We start from the raw sequence: 15,344 nt of genomic DNA, 5'->3' as shown, positions 1-15,344 counted from the left end.
ACGTTTCGGTAACCCTCCTCGCGCGTGCGCGAGCTGAGGTTGCGCAAATTTTGTTCGTAAGGTCTACTAACAAACATGTCCGTTTCGGATGATCAGCGTCCCACATCGACGTCGGAGTACGTCGGTGCGAACGCGCACGCCTTCGGCCCAGGGCGCCACCTGCGCTCGCGATCCAAGGTCCTGCCAGAGCACGCGCGCGGACACAACCGCGCGCTGGTGCTGCAGACGCTGTACCACGCGGGAGCGATGAGTCGCGCGGACCTCTCCCGCGAGACCGGTCTGACGCGGGTGACGATCTCGGATCTCGTCGCGGAGTTCATCGCCGACGGCATCGTGATCGAGATGGGCGTCCGCGAAGCCGTCGGCCCCGGAAAGCCCCCGATCCTCATCGACATCGACCGCTTCGGGCATCAGATCGTCGGCCTCGACCTCTCCGGTCCCAACGCCTTCACGGGCGCTGTGCTGAGCCTGGACGGAGACGTCCTCGAGCGGCGCGAGGTGGCTCGTCCGGAATCCCCGGACGGCGAGGCCGCCTACACGGCGCTGCGGGAGCTGGCGCAGAGCCTGGTCGAGGCATCCACGCAGCCGCTGCTGGGAGTCGGCATCGGCACCCCCGGCGTCGTCCGGCCGGACGGCGTCGTGCTCAGCTCGCCGAACCTCGGATGGACGAACTTCCCGCTCGAGGCGAAGCTCGGTGTGGATCTGGACCTGCCGGTGCTCGCGCGCAACGACGCCAACGCCGCGGTGCTCGCCGAATACACCTTCGGCGAGGCCAAGGCCGACTTCATGCTGATCAAGATCGGCCGCGGCGTGGGAGCCGGACTCATCACCGGCAGCCAGCCGCTGCTGGGCAGTCGCTTCGCCGCGGGCGAGATCGGCCACGTCGTGGTCGGAACCGACGGCGGACCGCGCTGCGCCTGCGGCAAGGACGGGTGCCTGGAGGCCTGGCTCAGCGTCAGCCGTCTGCGCACGGCGCTGGCCGCGGAGCCCGAGGCGCGCGACGAGATCCTCCGGGACGCCGGCACCCGCATGGCGATCGCCGTCGCTCCGATCGTGGCGGCCCTCGACCTGTCCGAGGTCGTGCTGTCGGGTCCGGCCGACCTGCTCGACGGCATCCTCATCGACGCCGCGATCGAGACCCTCCACGCACGCACGCTCGAGGGAGTCTTCGAAGACGTCAGCGTGCGTCGGACGCATCAGGAGGACATCGTGCTGCGCGGCGCCGCCGTCATGGTGCTCTCCGGGCAGCTGGGTGTGTCGTGACGCGCGTCATCGCCCCCGCCGCCACGGTGGGGAACGGCATCCGATGACGGATGCAGGAATGGCCGACCCCTCCGGTCGGCGTCTTCGCGTGGGCCTGGACGTCGGCGGCACCAAGATCGACGCCGTGGCCGTCGACGCGTCCGGCGACATCCGCGGACGCCTCCGCCGGGCGACCGGTTGGGGCGACGACGCCGTGGTCGAGAGCATCGCCTCGGCGGTGACCGCCCTCGCGGAGGAGAGCGGATTCGCCCTCGCCGACGTGGGCTCGGTCGGCATCGGCATCCCCGGTCTCGTCGACGTGGACGCCGGTCGGGTGGATCACGCCGTCAATCTCGGCGTCCAGTCCCTCGATCTCGCGACGCGCGCGGAGCAGACGCTCGGCGTCCCGTTCCGGGTGGAGAACGACGTGAAGGCGGCCGCTCTCGGCGCCGCCGCGCTGAGCGGTGTCGCCGGCTCGATGGCCTATCTGAACCTCGGGACGGGTGTCGCAGCGGGCATCGTGATCGACGGACGCATCTGGCGCGGTGCGCGGGGGACCGCGGGTGAGGTCGGACACCTCTCCGTCGACCCGCGCGGACGGCTCTGCGGCTGCGGGCAGCGCGGATGCGTCGAGACGTTCTGCGGCGGCGGTGCCCTGGCGAAGGCCTGGGGACGCCCGGGTGCCCTGCCGATCAGGGACATCTTCGACGCGGCCGACGCGGGGGACCCGCAGGCCGCCGGACTCCGCGACGACCTGTTCCACGGCGCCGCAGCCGCGGTGCGAGTGCTCGTGCTGTCGGCCGACGTCGAGACCGTGGTCATCGGGGGCGGACTGACAGCGCTCGGCGACCGTCTGGAGAGCGGCATCAGGGCCGCCCTGCACGCCGGCGCGGAGGCATCGCCGTTCATGCGGTCGCTCCGCCTGGATGAGAGAATCGAACTGCTTCCCGCGGGCTCTCCCGCGGCCGCTTTCGGCGCCGCACTCGTCGGCGCATCCATCACCGAGAAGGAGATCGTCCCGCATGGCTGAGGTCGTCATCGTCGAGAATGCCGAGGCCGCCGGCGCGCTGGTCGCCCGTGAGATCGTGCAGCTGATCGAGCGCCGTCCGGACACCGTCCTCGGACTCGCCACCGGCTCGACCCCGCTGCCGGTCTACCAGGCGCTGCGCTCCGAGCTCGCCGGTCGCGACGTCTCGCAGGTGCGCGGCTTCGCGCTCGACGAATACGTCGGCATCGATCCTCACCACCCCGAGAGCTACCGGTCGGTCATCACGCGCGAGGTCGTCGAGCCGCTCGGCCTCGACCCGCAGCGCATCCACGTCCCCAACGGAGCGCAGGCGACGATCCAGCACGCGGGCGAGGACTACGAGGCTGCCATCGAGGCAGCGGGCGGCGTCGACCTGCAGATCCTCGGCATCGGCACGGACGGACACATCGGCTTCAACGAGCCCGGGTCGTCCTTCGCCTCCCGCACCCGGGTGAAGACGCTCACGGAGCAGACCCGTGAGGACAACGCGCGCTTCTTCGACTCGATCGACGATGTGCCGATGCACTGCATCACGCAGGGGCTCGGCACGATCCTGAAGGCGCGTCACCTCGTGCTGCTCGCGTTCGGCGAGGGCAAGGCCGAAGCCGTCGCCGGCGCGGTGGAGGGCCCGCTCTCGGCGCTGCTCCCCGGCTCCGCGATCCAGCTTCACCCGCACGCCACGGTGGTCGTGGATGAAGCCGCAGCCTCGCGACTCCGCCTCGCCGACTACTACCGCTACACGTTCGCCAACAAGCCGGCCTGGCAGGGCATCTAGACGGCGAGGAGCGCGCTCAGCCCGCGAGGGCGGGCCACGCGATCGGGAGCAGGTGCTCCACGCTCAGCGGGGCGAGAGGCAGCGTCGCGACGTCGGCCGGGGTGATCCAGCGCAGTTCGGCGAGTTCCGCCTGCACGGTGACGGCGTCGGGATCGATCGTGGTCGCGAACGCCTCGGCGACCACACGGTGACCCGGCTCATTGGCCGCGGCAGAGACGAAGGTGCCCAGAGGGCGCAGGTCGCCCTCACGGAGGACCAGGCCGAGCTCCTCCTCGAGTTCGCGGATCAGCGTCTGCGCGGCGGACTCCCCGGGCTCCGGCTTGCCGCCGGGCTGCATGAAACGGGTCGTCCCCTCCTTGCGGACCACGAGGACCCGCTGGGCGGCATCGACGATCACGGCCGCGCTCACATGGATGTCAGGCATCGGGATCGAACACCTTTCCAGGGTTGAGGATGCCGAGCGGGTCGAACACCGCCGCGATCCGGCGCTGGAGCTCCCACTGGTCGTCGCCCAGCTCTGCCGCGAGCCAGCGGCGCTTGAGGACCCCGATGCCGTGCTCGCCGGTGAGGGTGCCGCCGAGAGCGATGGCGGCACGGAAGAGCTCATCCGCCGCGGCCCACACGTTCGGCGGCGTCTCCGGCCCGTCGAAGATGAAGTTCGGGTGCAGGTTGCCGTCTCCGGCATGGGCGACCGTGGGGATCGTGAGTCCGTATTCGCGCTCGATGCGGGCGATCTCGTCGAACATCGCGGGCATGGCGCTGCGAGGGACGGAGACGTCCTCGATCAGCGTCGTGCCCAGTGCGGCCATCGCGGCGTGCATCGAACGCCGGACCGCGAGGAGGCGCTCGCCCTCGTCACGATCGCGGGACACGATCGTGACGCCGTCGTGCGCGCGCAGGATCCCGGCGATCGTCTCCGCTTCGACACCCGCGGCAGGGCCGTCGGTCTGGATGGTGAGCTGCGCGGCACCCGGTGTCGGGGCCGGCAGCGCGAGGAGGGCGTGCACGGCGGTCAGGCTCGCGGCGTCCATCAGCTCCATGATCGCCGGCTGCACGCCCGCGGCGGTCACAGCGGCGGAGGCCGCAGCCGCGCTGCGCACGCCGGGGAAAGTGGCCGTGACCGTGCAGGTCTCGCCCGGCACGAGTCTCCGAAGCTTGAGGGTCGCCCCGACCACCACGCCCAGAGTCCCCTCGGAGCCGATGACCAGCGAGGTCAGATCGAGTCCGGTCACGCCCTTCACGCTGCGGTGTCCGAGGTGCAGGAGACGGCCGTCGGCGAGCACGAGGTCGACGCCGAGCACCGCCTCGCGCACGACGCCGTACTTGGCGCAGAGCAGGCCTCCTGCCCCGGTGGCGATGTTGCCGCCGACGGTGGAGATGTCGCGGCTCGCGGGGTCGGGCGGCCACCACAGTCCGTGCGCGGCGAGGGCGGCGTTGAGTTCGGCGTTCAGGATGCCAGGTTCCACGACGGCCAGCAGATCGTCCGGCCGCACCTCGCGGATCGCGGTCATGCGCCGCGTGGAGAGCACGATCTCGCCGGTCCCGGCGTTCGCGGCCCCGGCGAGCCCGGTGCCGGCCCCGCGGACGACGACGGGGGTTCTGGTCGCGGTAGCGATGCGCAGCGTCTCCTGGACGTGCTCCACCCGTTCGGCGTGCACGACGGCGAGGGGGCGGCCGGGCGCGGAGTGGCCGGAGCGGTCGGCTCTGGCCTCTTCGAGCGACGCCTCACGCGTGTCGACGAGCGCGCCGAGCGATTCCTGCAGCAGGGCGAGGGGGGTCACGATCGGACGCTCACGGCGGCAGGGGCGGGGCCCAGGGTCAGGACAGGGCGCGTCGGCCGCTGAGCACGCCGGCGACGACGGCCACGAGAGCGAAGGCCGTGCCGATCAGCGCCTGACCCATCGACCACCAGGCGATCGTCACGCCCACGTAGATCAGGAGCTCGACCGCAGCACGGAGGAACGGGTGCACGCGCAGGACGGGACGGGGAGACAGGAACAGCGCCCAGACCAGAAGGACGAGGACCGGGGCTCCGATCCCGACGACGATGTTCCACGGGAACGCCCACGCGGCGAAGCCCCAGAGCGCGAGCGAGGCCACGGCGACGACCAGGACGACGGCGCGGACGATGTCGAGCGCGGACAGAGCCGGGCGTTCGACGCCGGGGACGGGTGCGGGATCCGAGGACATGGATCCAGTCTATTCGGCGACCGGGGAGCCCTCTGCCGAGGCATCGACCGTCGCGCTCTCCGCACCGGCGACCGCGGCTTCCGGCGCGGCGGCTGCGGTTTCGACGGCAGCCTCCTCGACGGGAGCCTCCTGGACGGAGGCCTCCACGGGAGCTTCCTGGGCGGGGGTGGCCTCGACGGGGGCGTTCTCCAGAACGGGAGCGGGTTGCTGGACGGGCGCTTCGTCGACGGGAGCCTCCTCGACGGGAGCCTCCTCGACGGGAGCCTCCTCGACGGGAGCCTCCTCGACGGGAGCCTCCTCGACGGGAGCCTCCTCGACGGGGGCGCCGAGGTAACCGAGGGAGAAGAGGCTCGTCTCGGTCGAAGGGCCGACGCCCGACGCGAGCACATACCGGAAGGTGACGTTGGTGAGCGGCGCGAGCAGATACTGCACGATGTCGGGCGTGAGCGTGATCGTGCCTGCTCCGGTGTCGTCGAGCACGACGGTGCCGCCGCCGAGCGGGCTGCCGTTGAGCAGCGCCTCGATCGTCGTCCCCGGGGCCCCGGTGACGGGGACCCGGTAGAGGATGTGGATGATGCCGAGCTCGTCTTCCGAGATCGCGACGCTGGCCGGCGCCCAGACCGGCGGCGTCACCGGGTCGACGGGGATCTCGGGGTCGACGGGGATCTCCGGGTCGACGGGGGTCTCGGGGTCGACCGGGGTCTCGGGGTCGACCGGGGTCTCCGGGTCGACCGGGGTCTCCGGGTCGACAGGAGGTTCCGGTTCGACGGGGGTCGCGGGGTCTGAAGGCTCTGCCGGGATGACGGGCAGCGTCGGCGGAACCACGACAGGGGCGGGCGCGACGTCGGGCCCGTTCTGCTCGACCACCGGCGGCACGGCGGGCTCCTCCGCGGGCGGCGCGGGTACCTCTTCGTCGGACGTCTCGATGACGACGGGCTCGTCGAGACTCATCTTCTCGTCGGGTCCCACGTCCGCCGCGATCGAGGACGGATCCTTGTCTCCCGCGCTGGGAAGGGACGTCTCGGGGTCGTTTCCGGTGAGCCCGGGAACGATCGTCGCGGCGGCGACGACCCCGGCGACCACGAGAGCCGCGGATCCGGCACCAACCAGCGCGCCGATGCCGGTGAACGCGCCGCCGGTCGAGCCCGCGCCGGCCGACGTGCCGGAGGCTCCTCCTGCCGATCCGCCCGCGCCGGAGGCGCCGCCTCCCGCGATGCCGGTGACGGCCGAACCGGAGGCGGGGTCGCCCGCGAAGACGGCGCCGGTGATGCCGGAGGGCATCGCGGCCAGCGCGACGATCGGCGTGCCGGCGCCCTGCAGGGTGGCCAGATAGCCGGAGGCGCCCGTGACGCCGAGGACGAGCGGGAGGAGCACGAGCGCGAGGCGCTTGGAGACGTCCTTGGCTTCGGCGGCGACGATCATGCACCGGGCGCACTCATCCAGGTGCAGCTCGAGGCGCCGGTGGTCGCGCGTCCCCAGGTTGCCGCGGGAGTACGCGCCCAGGTGCTCGATGGTCCACTGGCAGTCGGAGCCCTCGGCCGCGCTGCGCAGATGCGCCTGGATCCAGGCTTCGCGCAGGCCCTCCCGGGCGCGGAAGGCGAGCTGCGAGACGGCGCCGGCCTTCATCCCGAGGAGCGGACCGACCTCCTGCGGTTTCATCTGCTCGATCTCGGTGTACCAGAGGACCTCCTGCCAGCGGGACGGGAGGCTGCGGAACGCCTGGGCGGTCAGACTGCGGTCGAGCGCCTCGTTGGCTGCCTGATCGGTGGTCTCGGGGTCGGCGACGGCGTCGAGCTCGTCGATCGCGGTCTCGCGGCGCGCGCGTCCCCATCCGGCCGCCGTGTTCCTGATGCTCGTGAACAGGTACGCGCGGAAGGAGCCGTTCGGCCCGCCGCCCTTGACGATCGCCTGGTAGATGCGGGTGTACGCCTCCTGCACGAGGTCGTCGGGGTCGATGGAGGAGGTGATCGAGCGAGCGACGGATAGGCCGGACGGGTAGTGGCGTCGCCAGAGTTCCCCGAATGCCTCCGTGTCACCCGAGCGGGTGCGGAGGATCAGGTCGGCATCGCCGACGATCTCGTCGTGACTCGTGTTCTCTTCGTGCACAATCATCCATCTGGTCGCAGGGCGCGCATACGCCTCCGCGGGAAGAGACGCGTGAGAGCGCCTCTCATCACGCGACTTCTCCATTCTCTCGCGAATCTCCCAGGGAAGCCAGCCCTCGTCGGGATTCCGAGTCGATCCTCGGGAACACTCGTCCCGCCGTCCGCGTCGGTCGCGGGGCGAGCGAGTCGGGGAGGTTTTTTCGCGAAGTCGCGTAATGAAACCGGCTCGACGCCATCTCTTCCGGTGAGACAGCCGTACGGACTCCGCTGGGGGGCGGGGTTCAGGTATCGACACGGGGTTCCGTGTCGAGAGGGCGGGTCGGGAGCCTCGGGGGAGGAGTGCCCGACCGCCCGCGTCTCGCGAACGAGGCCGACGATCGGGGACGGCGGCCTCCCACACGCATCGATCACGGATCGAGGAGCTTCCCGAGGATTTTCGAGAAGTCGCGTAATGAAAACGGGTGAGTGTCATCTCATCCAGTGAGACAGCCGTGCGAACTCCACCGGGGGGCGGAGTTCTGGCTGCTGGTGCGGGGGGCAACTGCACCGGCTGGGCGGGTCGGGACCCTCGGGGGAGGAGTTCCCGACCGCCCGATCTCACGAGGGGGGATGAGGCCGCCGATCTGGGGAACGGCGGCCTCCCATCCTCCGCCACACGTACGACCGGAGAGCGCAGAGCTGCGCGTCGCGCGCAGTTCTCGATGCCCTCAGACGATCAGCCGGGCTCCCGTCCAGACGCGTGCGACGCGCAGGTCCGCATCCAGCAGCACCGCATCGCCGAGCAGTCCTTCCTGGAGTCGGCCGAGAACGGCGTCGCGCCCGATCGCCCGCGCCGGCGTCTCCGTGAGCGCCTGCACCGCCGCGGGGAGCGTCGCTCCCGCCTGCACGGCCCGTCGCAGCGCCACATCCTGGGTGAGGGTCGAGCCGGCGATCGATCCGGTGTCGTCCGCCCGTGCCACGCCGTCCTCGACCGTGACGCTCACGGCGCCGAGGTCGTAGTGGCCGTCGGCGCTTCCCGCGGCTGCCATCGCATCCGTGATCAGAGCCACACGCCCGGGGGCGGAGTCGAAGACGAGCTTGATGACGTGCGGGTCGAGGTGCACGTTGTCGGCGATCGCTTCCAGGACGACCCGATGGTCCGCGGCGGCAGCGAGCACAGGGCCGGGCGCCCGGTGATGGATCCCCGGCATCGCATTGAAGGCATGCGTGAGGATCGATGCCCCCGCCTCGAAGGCGGCCACGGCCATCGCGGCGTCCGCGTCGGTGTGTCCGACCGCCGCGGCGGTGCCGGCCGCCACGATCTGCCGGATCGCGTCGAGGCCCCCCGGCAGCTCGGGAGCGATCGTGATCTGCCGGATCGTGCCGCGGCCTGCCGCCAGCAGCCGCGCGACGTCATCCGCCGTCGGATGCCGCAGCAGCGAGGGCTCGTGCGCACCGTGATGACCGGGGTCGAGGAAGGGGCCCTCGAGGTGGGAGCCCAGGACGTCGGCATCCGTCTCGGTCAGATCGGCGATGGCCGCGACGCTCTCGGCGAGCGCGTCGACGGACGCGGTCACGAGCGAGATCACGGCGCGTGTGGTGCCGTGTTCGCGGTGCAGAGCGCGTCCGGCGCGGATCGCCTCCACGCCGTCGTCGAACGCCGCCCCGGCACCGCCGTGGCCGTGGATGTCGACGAACCCGGGCGTGAGCAGCGCCCCGGCTCCGGCGACTGCGGTGGCATCGACCACCTCATCCGCCGCCGTCCACTCCGATCCCGTCCCGCGCGCGACGATGAAGCCGTCCTCGATGCGGAGCCAGCCGTCCTCGACGATCTCGCCGCGATCCACGATGCGGGCGGAGTGGATGACCAGCGAACCGGTCGCGGAGGAGTGGGTGCTCAACGTGTGCTCCAGGGGATCTCGTCTGCGGGGTGGAAATCGACCCCCTCAGCCTTCCACAGCGGCGCCAGCGACCCGAGACGAACCCGGAACGACTCCCATCCGCGCTCCGGCGACTCCCGCGGAGACCAGGCGACCTCGGCCTGAGCTGCGACACGGGGGAACACCAGCTGCTCGACCTCGTCGAGCGTGCGCGTCGTCTCCGACCACAGGGGCGCCTCGACCCCGAGGATCGCGGACTCGGGCACGTCGAGGACAGCGGTGGGCTCCCACTCGTACGCCGTCCGGACGTCGATGATGCCCGCCCAGGTCAGCCCGAGCGGGAAGTCGTCGGAGTACTTCATGTCGAGGTACGTCGCGTTCGCCGCCGACATGATGAGGGCGCCGCCGCGCTCGACGAAGTGCGCCGCTTCTGCCGCGTGCGTGCCCTCCGGCGTCGTCTTGCCCCAGTACTGCCCGATCGTCCCCTCCGCGATGGCGGCGGCCGAGCCCATCTCGTGCCAGGCCACGGGGACCTTGCCCGCCTCGACGACGATCGCCGTCGCGCGCTCGGCGAAGAGGTCGAAGTCGGCCTGCGGGGTGCCGAGCGACTCGTCGCCGCCGATGTGGATGTACGGTCCCGGGGTCATCTCGGCGAGCTCGCGGACGACGTCGCGCACGAACTCGTACGTGCGCTCCGAGTGGATGCGGACGCTGGAGTGCCCGACGCCCCAGCCGAGGTACGGCTCGCCGGCGACCGGAAGGGGCTGACCCAGGCGCTTCGAGTCGGCGATCAGGGCGTCGTTCATGACCGGCGCCTCGACGAGCTCGGGATAGGCCACGCCGATCGCGTGCGTGTGGCCGGGCAGATCGATCTCCGGGATCACGATCATGTGACGTGCGGCGGCGTAGGCGACGATCTCCCGGTAGTCGTCCTTGGTGTAGAAGCCGCCCGGCGCGCCGTCGGCGGCGCTCGCCGCGGCCCGCTCGGTCAGCAGCGGCCAGGAGTCGATCTGCACGCGCCAGCCCTGGTCGTCGCTCAGGTGCAGGTGCAGGTGGTTCAGTTTCAGGGCGCTCGTGCTGTCGATGAACGTCTTGACGTCGTCGACGCCGAAGAAGTGCCTGGTCACGTCGAGCATCACGCCGCGACGGGGGAACCGAGGGGAGTCGGCGATGTCGGCACGGAGCAGCCCCCAGCCGGCGTCGTCCTCCCGGAGCAGCTGCAGCAGCGTCTGGACGCCGTAGAAGAGCCCGGCTTCGTCGGCGCCGATGATGATCGCGCGATCGCCGATCTCCAGCGTGTAGCCCTCCGCCGCGGAGGAGTCCGGATCGATGAGCAGCTCGATCTCCGCTGGTCCGTCGACGGTGCTGTCGAGGCGGATCCCGGTGCGGCGCTCCATCGCGTCGATCAGCTGGGCGGCGGCGGGGGAGGAGCCGAGCACGCGCGTCGTCGCGGTGACCGGCATCCGTCCCTCTCGTGCGAGGGCGGACACCGGCGCGGGCACGAGCGGAAGAGAATGAGGAAGGACCATGAACAAAACCTACCCGGCGCGACGCTCCGGCGGAATGGGAGAGGTCGAATCGATTCTGCGATCACCCGGCCCCGCGATCCGATCCGCCGCCGTGCAGGCGTCGGCGATCCGCTATGCTCGTAACCGTCGCGACTGGCGTCTGGGTGGACTACCACCGGGGAGCGACTGACCACGGAATTCGACCGCGCGCCTGGGCCGATAGGAACACCCCTTTCGAATCCGTCGTCAAAAGGAGCACGTCATGACCGACCGTTACTTCAACGCCCCGCTCTCCGAGGTCGATCCCGAGATCGCCCAGGTGCTCGACCGCGAGCTGAAGCGTCAGCAGACCTTCCTCGAGATGATCGCGTCGGAGAACTTCGTCCCCGTCTCGGTGCTGCAGTCGCAGGGCTCCGTGCTCACCAACAAGTACGCCGAGGGCTACCCCGGACGCCGTTACTACGGCGGCTGCGAAGAGGTCGACGTGGCGGAGGAGCTCGCGATCGAGCGGGCGAAGAGCCTGTTCGGGGCGGAGTTCGCGAACGTCCAGCCGCACTCCGGCGCCTCGGCCAACGCGGCCGTCCTGCACGCGATCGCCCGCCCCGGTGACACCCTGCTCGGCCTCTCGCTCGACCAGGGCGGCCACCTGACGCACGGCATGAAGATCAACTTCTCCGGCCGGCTCTACGACATCGTCGCCTACGGGGTCGACCCCGAGACCTCGACGATCGACATGGACGAGGTGCGTCGTCTCGCGATCGAGCACAAGCCCAAGGTGATCATCGCCGGCTGGTCCGCCTACCCCCGCACGATGGACTTCGCGGCGTTCCGTGCGATCGCCGACGAGGTGGGCGCGCTGCTCTGGGTCGACATGGCGCACTTCGCCGGTCTGGTCGCCGCGGGGCTGCACCCGAACCCGGTGCCGCACGCCCACGTCGTCTCCTCGACGGTGCACAAGACCATCGGCGGCCCGCGCTCCGGCTTCATCCTCACCAACGACGCCGAGCTCGCCAAGAAGATCAACACCGCGGTGTTCCCCGGCCAGCAGGGCGGCCCGCTCATGCACGTGATCGCCGCGAAGGCGACCGCGTTCAAGCTCGCAGGCACGCCGGAGTTCAAGGAGCGTCAGGAGCGCGTGCTCCGCGGTGCGAAGCTCATCGCCGAGCGCCTGGCGCAGCAGGACGTGAAGGACGCCGGCATCGCCGTGCGCTCCGGCGGCACCGACGTGCACCTCGTGCTGGTCGACCTCCGCGACGCCGAGATCGACGGCAAGCAGGCGGAAGACCTCCTGCACGACATCCACATCACTGTGAACCGCAACGCCGTCCCGAACGACCCGCGTCCGCCGATGGTGACCTCGGGTCTGCGCATCGGCACCCCGGCGCTCGCGACCCGCGGCTTCGGCGACGCCGAGTTCACCGAGGTCGCCGACATCATCGCCCTCGCGCTGCTCCCCGGCGCCGACGTGGAGTCCCTCCGCGCCCGCGTCGACGCCCTCGCCGCCGCGTTCCCGCTCTACCCCGATCTGCAGCAGTAATCCTCGCGAGTGCACGACAACCCGCCGAGTGCACGGCTTCGCCACGCGATGAAGCCGTGCACTCGCCGACAGGCCGTGCACTCGGCGGCGACAACGTAAGGAAGAAGGGACGAAGACATGACCGCGAAGATCCTGGATGGGAAGGCGGCGTCCGCCGCGATCCGGGCGGAGCTCACCGAGCGCGTCGCCGCGCTCACGGCGAAGGGCATCACGCCGGGCATCGCGACGGTGCTCGTTGGTGCGGACCCGGCATCGCAGCTGTACGTCGGCATGAAGCACCGGCAGTCCGAGGCGATCGGGATGAACTCGATCCAGCGCGAGCTCCCCGCGGACGCCACGCAGGAAGACGTCGAAGCCCTGATCGACGAGCTCAACGCCGACCCCGCCTGCCACGGCTACATCGTGCAGCTGCCGCTGCCGAAGCACCTCGACACGGACGCGATCCTCGAGCGGATCGACCCGGCGAAGGACGCGGACGGGCTGCACCCGACCAACCTCGGCCGGCTCGTGCTCAACGTCAACGGCCCGATCCACACCCCGCTGCCGTGCACGCCGCGCGGTGTGATCGAGCTGCTGCTGCGCAACGACTACGACCTCCAGGGCAAGCACGTGGTCGTGGTCGGCCGCGGAGTGACGATCGGCCGCTCGATCGGGCTGCTGCTGACCCGCCGCGACCTCAACGCCACGGTCACCCTGACCCACACGGGAACGGTGGACATGCCGCGCTATCTGCGGGAGGCCGACGTGATCGTGGCTGCCGCGGGCGTCAAGCACCTCATCCGTGCGGAGGACGTCAAGCCAGGGGCCGCCGTGCTCGACGTGGGCGTGACGAGGGAGACCGACCCCGAGACGGGCAAGAGCCTGGTGTTCGGGGACGTCGCCCCCGAGGTCGCCGAGGTCGCCGGATACCTCTCGCCGAACCCGGGCGGCGTGGGCCCGATGACGGTCGCGCTGCTCATGACCAACGTGGTTGAGGCCGCCGAGCGTCTCGCCTGACCCGCTCCAGTCGCGAAAAAGCACCCATCCAGGCCTCGGATGGGTGCTTTTTCGCGACCGGAACGCGGGTCAGCGGAGGGAGGACTCGATGCCGGCGATGCGCGCCTGCTCGTCGAAGCGGAAGGTCGCGGTGCCGGTGGCATCGGCCACCTCGGCGCCGGAGAAGGACTCGTCCGTCCAGGTGAGGGTCCAGCCGGCGAGCCGAGCGAGGTCCCACACCGAGGTGCGCGCATCGGAGAGCGCCGTGCCGGACAGGATCCGAGGCAGGGCCACCACCGCCTCCGCGACCGTCAGCGGGGGCAGCGGCGCGTCGAGCAGGAACACCGCACGCGTGCCGTTGCCCACCGGCGCGGAATAGTACGGGGCGCGGCCGGTGAGCTCGACCGCGACCCCTCCGATGGTGTGCGCCGCCTGCGCGATCCAGTCCTCGTCGCCCGAGGCATCGGCGGGGAACGGGACCTCGGCCGCGGTCAGCTCTGCGATACGGTGCTGCTCGCCGTACGCACGCAGCTGAGCGGCGATGCCCTGCGGGTCGCCGCTCGGGTGTGCCCAGGCCCACAGCAGCGAACGGGGTCCGGGGGCGATCGTCGCCACGAGGTGCGACCGGGTGGCGAGCTGGCGGGACGGGTCGTCGTTCGCCGTGAAGGTCAGGGTGCCGGCGGCCATGTCCGCATCCCAGCGATGGTCGCCGAGGGCATCGGCAGCGGCGGAGAGGGCATCCTGACGAAGCGCGACGAAGAGCGCGGCACGGTCGGCGAGGGGCTGGAGCGCGGCGAAGGTCATGCCGACAGTCTCGCCGGAGATGCTATGAATCCGCCAGTGCGGGCGACGCGGCGACGCCGTCCGGGCGCCCCATCCGCCACACGCTCGGCACGGCCAGGGTCGCCAGGGCGATCACCGCATAGACCGCGCCGGAGGTGACCAGCACGGTCGCGGGATCGGCGTGCGTGATGAGCCAGCCGTACACGAGCGTGCCGATCGGCATCACCACGAAGCTGCCGAGCATGTCGTAGCTGGCGACGCGGGACAGCTTCTCGCCGGGGATGTTCTCCATCATCGCGAGGTTCCAGCCGGTCGAGAACACCTCGGCGCCTGCCCCCGCGATGAACGCGGCCATCGCGAGGAGCACGACGGCGGGGTGCACGCCGAGCACGGTCAGCGGGATCGCGAAGGCGGCCATGCCGATCATCCCGTAGCGCAGCGGCCGCCGCAGCGGGAACCACATCAGCAGCAGGGTCATCAGCAGGACGCCGGCGCCCTCCGCGCTGACGACCCATCCCCAGCCGCTGATGCCGAGCCGGTCGTCGTTCTTCGCGATGTAGGGCCCGACGACACCCCAAGCACCGACATGGATGGCGTTCATCACCATGAAGGCGAGCACGATCGCCCACAGCCAGGAGCGGCTCCAGAACTCCTGCCAGCCGACGCGCAGATCGTGGAACATCGTGGTGCCGCCGCCGTGCGCGGGTGGGGGGAGCTTCACGAGGGCGAGCACCGGGATCGCGATCACCCACCCGGCGGCCTGGACCACCATCGCCCATGCGGGCCCTGCCGTCGCGACGAGGATGCCCGCGATGATCGGGCCGCCGATCGTGACCGCCGACCGCACGAAGGAGAGCATCGCATTCGCCTGCTGCAGGTGCTCAGGCGTCGTCAGCTGCGGGATGATGCCCTGCATCGCCGGCAGCACGAACGCCGTCGACGCGCCGTTCACGACCGAGAGCACCGCGATGAGGGGGACGGTGGCGGTGCCGGTGAACAGGAGGGCCGCGATCGTGCCGATGGACAGGATGTCGACGACGTAGCAGGCCTGGATGATGAGGGCGCGCGGCAGGCGGTCGGCGATCACACCACCGAACAGCACGAAGACGATGTTGCTGACCGTGAACGCGGCGAGGACCAGCGAGAGGGATCGCGCGTCGTTGTCGATCTCGAGCACCGCGAACGCCAGGGCGATCGACGACATCGAGCCCGTGACCATGGTGATCGCGCGCGCGAGGAAGAACCAGCGGAAGTTGCGGTCCTGCATCGCGGCGAGTCCGCGGATCATGTCCCGGCCTCGCTCCTGCGCATCCGTCCATCCTGCCACGGCCGACGGGCGCGGG

General features: G+C 70.9%; 13 protein-coding genes and 1 riboswitch. Of the genes, 5 read left to right on the top strand and 8 right to left on the bottom strand.

Going from position 1 to position 15,344, the window contains the following annotated elements; all coding sequences use genetic code 11:
• Nucleotides 1-75 precede the first annotated feature (75 nt).
• From F6A08_RS13920 to nagB, 3 genes are read left to right on the top strand one after another with little or no spacing between them, the layout of a single operon-like run.
• Nucleotides 76-1,263, top strand: a complete 1,188-nt coding sequence (locus F6A08_RS13920; RefSeq protein WP_151459775.1) for an ROK family transcriptional regulator — start codon at nt 76-78, stop codon at nt 1,261-1,263.
• A gap of 58 nt (nt 1,264-1,321) precedes the next feature.
• The gene (locus F6A08_RS13915) at nt 1,322-2,272 is read left to right on the top strand and encodes an ROK family protein (protein WP_017204094.1); all 951 of its coding nucleotides are present in this window, start codon (nt 1,322-1,324) and stop codon (nt 2,270-2,272) included.
• Nucleotides 2,265-3,044, top strand: a complete 780-nt coding sequence (gene nagB / locus F6A08_RS13910; protein ID WP_151459774.1) for a glucosamine-6-phosphate deaminase — start codon at nt 2,265-2,267, stop codon at nt 3,042-3,044. The genes F6A08_RS13915 and nagB overlap by 8 nt, the downstream gene beginning before the upstream one ends.
• A gap of 16 nt (nt 3,045-3,060) precedes the next feature.
• Here the strand turns inward: nagB and F6A08_RS13905 are convergent, their stop codons facing one another.
• The 6 genes from F6A08_RS13905 to F6A08_RS13880 form a co-directional block, all read right to left on the bottom strand.
• Entirely contained in the window at nt 3,061-3,468 is a 408-nt protein-coding gene (locus F6A08_RS13905; RefSeq protein ID WP_017204096.1) for an NUDIX hydrolase, read from the bottom strand.
• Entirely contained in the window at nt 3,461-4,825 is a 1,365-nt protein-coding gene (locus F6A08_RS13900; protein WP_017204097.1) for an FAD-binding oxidoreductase, read from the bottom strand. Before F6A08_RS13900 ends, F6A08_RS13905 begins: the two co-directional genes overlap by 8 nt.
• Before the next feature lie 37 nt (nt 4,826-4,862).
• Nucleotides 4,863-5,234, bottom strand: coding sequence for a YrdB family protein (locus F6A08_RS13895; protein ID WP_124895022.1), 372 nt, complete (start codon nt 5,232-5,234; stop codon nt 4,863-4,865).
• 9 nt (nt 5,235-5,243) lie between these two features.
• Entirely contained in the window at nt 5,244-7,346 is a 2,103-nt protein-coding gene (locus F6A08_RS13890) for a sigma-70 family RNA polymerase sigma factor (protein WP_225855850.1), read from the bottom strand.
• A gap of 700 nt (nt 7,347-8,046) precedes the next feature.
• Nucleotides 8,047-9,219: an N-acetylglucosamine-6-phosphate deacetylase gene (gene nagA / locus F6A08_RS13885; protein ID WP_124895024.1), complete on the bottom strand. Its 1,173-nt coding sequence runs from the start codon at nt 9,217-9,219 to the stop codon at nt 8,047-8,049.
• Complete coding sequence (locus F6A08_RS13880) at nt 9,216-10,727, bottom strand: family 20 glycosylhydrolase (protein ID WP_151459772.1); 1,512 nt, start codon at nt 10,725-10,727, stop codon at nt 9,216-9,218. Before F6A08_RS13880 ends, nagA begins: the two co-directional genes overlap by 4 nt.
• A 118-nt stretch (nt 10,728-10,845) precedes the next feature.
• Nucleotides 10,846-10,930, top strand: a riboswitch (ZMP/ZTP riboswitch).
• A 38-nt stretch (nt 10,931-10,968) separates the two neighbouring features.
• Between F6A08_RS13880 and glyA the strand changes: the two genes are divergently transcribed.
• Nucleotides 10,969-12,243, top strand: a complete 1,275-nt coding sequence (gene glyA, locus F6A08_RS13875) for a serine hydroxymethyltransferase (RefSeq protein ID WP_017204100.1) — start codon at nt 10,969-10,971, stop codon at nt 12,241-12,243.
• Between the two features lie 117 nt (nt 12,244-12,360).
• Entirely contained in the window at nt 12,361-13,239 is an 879-nt protein-coding gene (locus F6A08_RS13870; RefSeq protein WP_124895027.1) for a bifunctional methylenetetrahydrofolate dehydrogenase/methenyltetrahydrofolate cyclohydrolase, read from the top strand.
• 69 nt (nt 13,240-13,308) lie between these two features.
• Here F6A08_RS13870 and F6A08_RS13865 read toward each other — a convergent pair whose 3' ends face one another.
• Complete coding sequence (locus tag F6A08_RS13865; RefSeq protein WP_151459771.1) at nt 13,309-14,022, bottom strand: DUF6882 domain-containing protein; 714 nt, start codon at nt 14,020-14,022, stop codon at nt 13,309-13,311.
• A 22-nt stretch (nt 14,023-14,044) separates the two neighbouring features.
• Nucleotides 14,045-15,289, bottom strand: coding sequence for an MFS transporter (locus tag F6A08_RS13860; RefSeq protein ID WP_151459770.1), 1,245 nt, complete (start codon nt 15,287-15,289; stop codon nt 14,045-14,047).
• Nucleotides 15,290-15,344 lie beyond the last annotated feature (55 nt).

The sequence above is a fragment of the Microbacterium algeriense genome (assembly GCF_008868005.1).
GTDB classification, from domain to species: domain Bacteria; phylum Actinomycetota; class Actinomycetes; order Actinomycetales; family Microbacteriaceae; genus Microbacterium; species Microbacterium algeriense.
Note: the sequence above shows the minus strand (reverse complement) of the source record. Positions and strands in the feature narration are given on the sequence as shown.